The 2,696-nt window shown below is 31.3% G+C and carries 3 protein-coding genes; all 3 read right to left on the reverse strand.

Annotated features, from left to right (window positions below; all coding sequences use genetic code 11):
• The coding region (gene dcuC, locus CP960_RS13570; protein ID WP_165777375.1) for a C4-dicarboxylate transporter DcuC at window positions 1–627 on the reverse strand (627 nt) is incomplete at its 3' end.
• A gap of 200 nt (window positions 628–827) precedes the next feature.
• Window positions 828–2,141 (reverse strand): amidohydrolase, encoded by a 1,314-nt coding sequence (locus tag CP960_RS13575; protein ID WP_101185991.1) that lies wholly within the window; start codon window positions 2,139–2,141, stop codon window positions 828–830.
• Between the two features lie 68 nt (window positions 2,142–2,209).
• The coding region (dcuC, locus tag CP960_RS13580) for a C4-dicarboxylate transporter DcuC (RefSeq protein WP_165777376.1) at window positions 2,210–2,696 on the reverse strand (487 nt) is incomplete at its 5' end.

A 2,696-nucleotide genomic window follows, 5' to 3' on the forward strand; every position in this document is an offset into this window, starting at 1 on the left:
ACTTACATAACCTTTATGCTCTTTTAAGTATATTGCTACTATACCTAATGTAATTGCTGCTACTACTATACTTGATATTGTTGCCATTTTATGTGCATTAATTACTTCTAATACTGGTATATTTGCTAATTTTGCTACAAAAGGGTTATGAGATAAACCTGGATTTAACATACTTCCATAAGTTCCACTAAAAACTGCTGCTGCTGCCATAACAGGTCTTACACCAGAATAGATTAATAAAGGAATGAAGATTGAACCAACAGCCGCTGCACAACCAGATGCAGAAGGTAAGGCAATATTGATTGAAAAAGTTAAAAGTGTAGCTACTGGTACTAAGAAAATTCCTGCTTTTTTTAATACCCCTGCTAACATATTAATCATATGTTTATCACAACCAGTAATTTTCATAACTGCTGCAAAACCTAAAACAGAACATATTGCTTGAATAAGACCACCAGTAGTCATTCTTTTTGCAAATGCGTCAAATGCTGTCATTGGCTCTAATGCAACTAAAGCCATAAAAACACCAGCAACTAGTAAAACTAGTTTAGTATCATACTTTTTTACTAAAAAGTATACAACTGCGACAATAGTCGCAATAGCAATCAAAACTTTTAAAGTTTCCATGAATGTATCCTTGATTTTTATTTCTACAAACGTAGACTTAAAAAAAAGTTAAACTTTTTTTTTAACTCCCTTTTATAAAATATTATAGTTTCAAAGTGAACTAAACGTGACTTTTTAAAATTTTAAATATTGTTTAACTAGTTAATTTTAGTCAGGATACATCAATAATATAGAAGGCAAATAATTTTGCCTTCTTTTTATTATTTTTTATTTAATTTAAAAGCTAATCTGTAAAATATATCAAGTCCAGATACAAGGCAGTTTTCATCAAAATCAAAAGATTTATTATGGTGTCCAGCTGCTAAGTTTGTTCCAATCATTGCATAACCACTTTGTCCTCCATTTTTTTGTACTGTTCTCATAAAGTGTGCGAAATCTTCACAAGCCCCAAAATCAAACTCTTCTACAATTAAGTCATCTTCAATATAAGGTGATTCTAAAGCAGCTTCTTTAAATAGTTTCGTAATCTCTTTACTACTATCACCACCAGCAGTACCCCCTGTTTCTACAAGTTCATACTCAACTGAATGTATTTTTGAAACACCATCTAAAATATCAATACATTTTTGTTTCATAAAGTCATTTAATTCAGTAGTAACACCTCTTGTTTCGCATGCCATAAATGCATTAGGAGCAATTACATTTCTTCCTTCTCCTGCTTTTAATACTCCAACATTAATTCTTGTTACTCCATCGGCATGTCTTGTAATTGCATGCATTTGAATTGCAGCTTCACTTGCAGCAAGTAAAGCATTACAACCTTCTTGAGGGGCTCCTGCAGCATGTGCAGATTTTCCTGTAAAATAAACATCAAATTTTGAAGTTGATAAAAATTTATTTATTCCACAAATAATACCTTTATTTTCTTTTGCTTGGAAACCAATATGAGCTCCAATAAGATAATCAACATCATTTAAAATTCCTGTAGGTTCCATTCCTACTGCACCTCTACAACCCTCTTCTCCTGGTTGAAATATAAAAACAAATTTTCCTTTAAATTTATCTTTATTTTCACTAATAAGTTTTGCAAGACCTAAACCAATAGTAGCATGTCCATCATGTCCACAAGCATGAGTAATTCCTTCAATATCTGAAGAGAACCCTTCTTTAAATGGAATATGTGTATCATCTTTGCTTTCTGTTACATCAACACCATCAATATCAAATCTAAAAGCTGTAGTTGGTCCTTCTATATTTGTATCAATTGAAGCAACAACACCAGTTAGACCATCTTTCATCTCATCTACTAAGTGATGTAAATCATCATTTAATAAGTTCTTAGCTCTTTTTTTTGCTTGCTCAATTTGCTCTTTATTTCCAAGACCAAGTTGGTGTTGTACAGATACAATTTCATCTGCCATCTTTAAATCATATCCTAATTTTTTTAACTTATCTATGATAGTAGCTGTAGTAAAAAAAGTAAGCCAACCTGTTTCTGGGTGAGAATGGAAAAATCTTCTTGTTTCAACAAGTTCTTTTTCAAGAGCCTTAACCTCTTCATGAATATTGCTCATTTGATACTCCTTAATATAATATAGTATTAAAAAAATTTTAACTGCTTAGAGTGAACTAAAAGTGACTTTTACATAGCTAATATAATATAAACGGTAATTAAAGCTAAAACCATTCCAAAAGATGTTCTTTTAACAACATCAATTGTAGAAACTTTTGCAAAGCCTGCACAAATAATAGCAGCACCTGCTAATGGTGACATTGTTCTACCAATTGCTCCACTTAAAACAATCAAAGAACCCATATTTTCTATACTCATTCCAAAAGTATTTGCATGAAAAGTAATAATTTCATTAAAAGTAAAAGAAGCAGCATCACCTGAACCTGTCATTATAGATAAGAAAAAAGGTCCAAGGGTTGCGCCAATTCCTGCTAAACTTGGATTAGAGATAATAAAATCTATAAAGATTTCTATTAGTCCTAAAGCTTTAAGCCCAGAAACAAACACAGTAGCAGTAATAATAATACCTAAAATATTTGCATATGCTCCACCCATTCCATCAAAGAATTTTTTTGAAACTTCTGATGGGCTTGTTCTTGTAACTATTACTGCTATA

The sequence above is a fragment of the Malaciobacter halophilus genome, from assembly GCF_002837275.1.
GTDB classification, from domain to species: Bacteria; Campylobacterota; Campylobacteria; order Campylobacterales; family Arcobacteraceae; genus Malaciobacter; species Malaciobacter halophilus.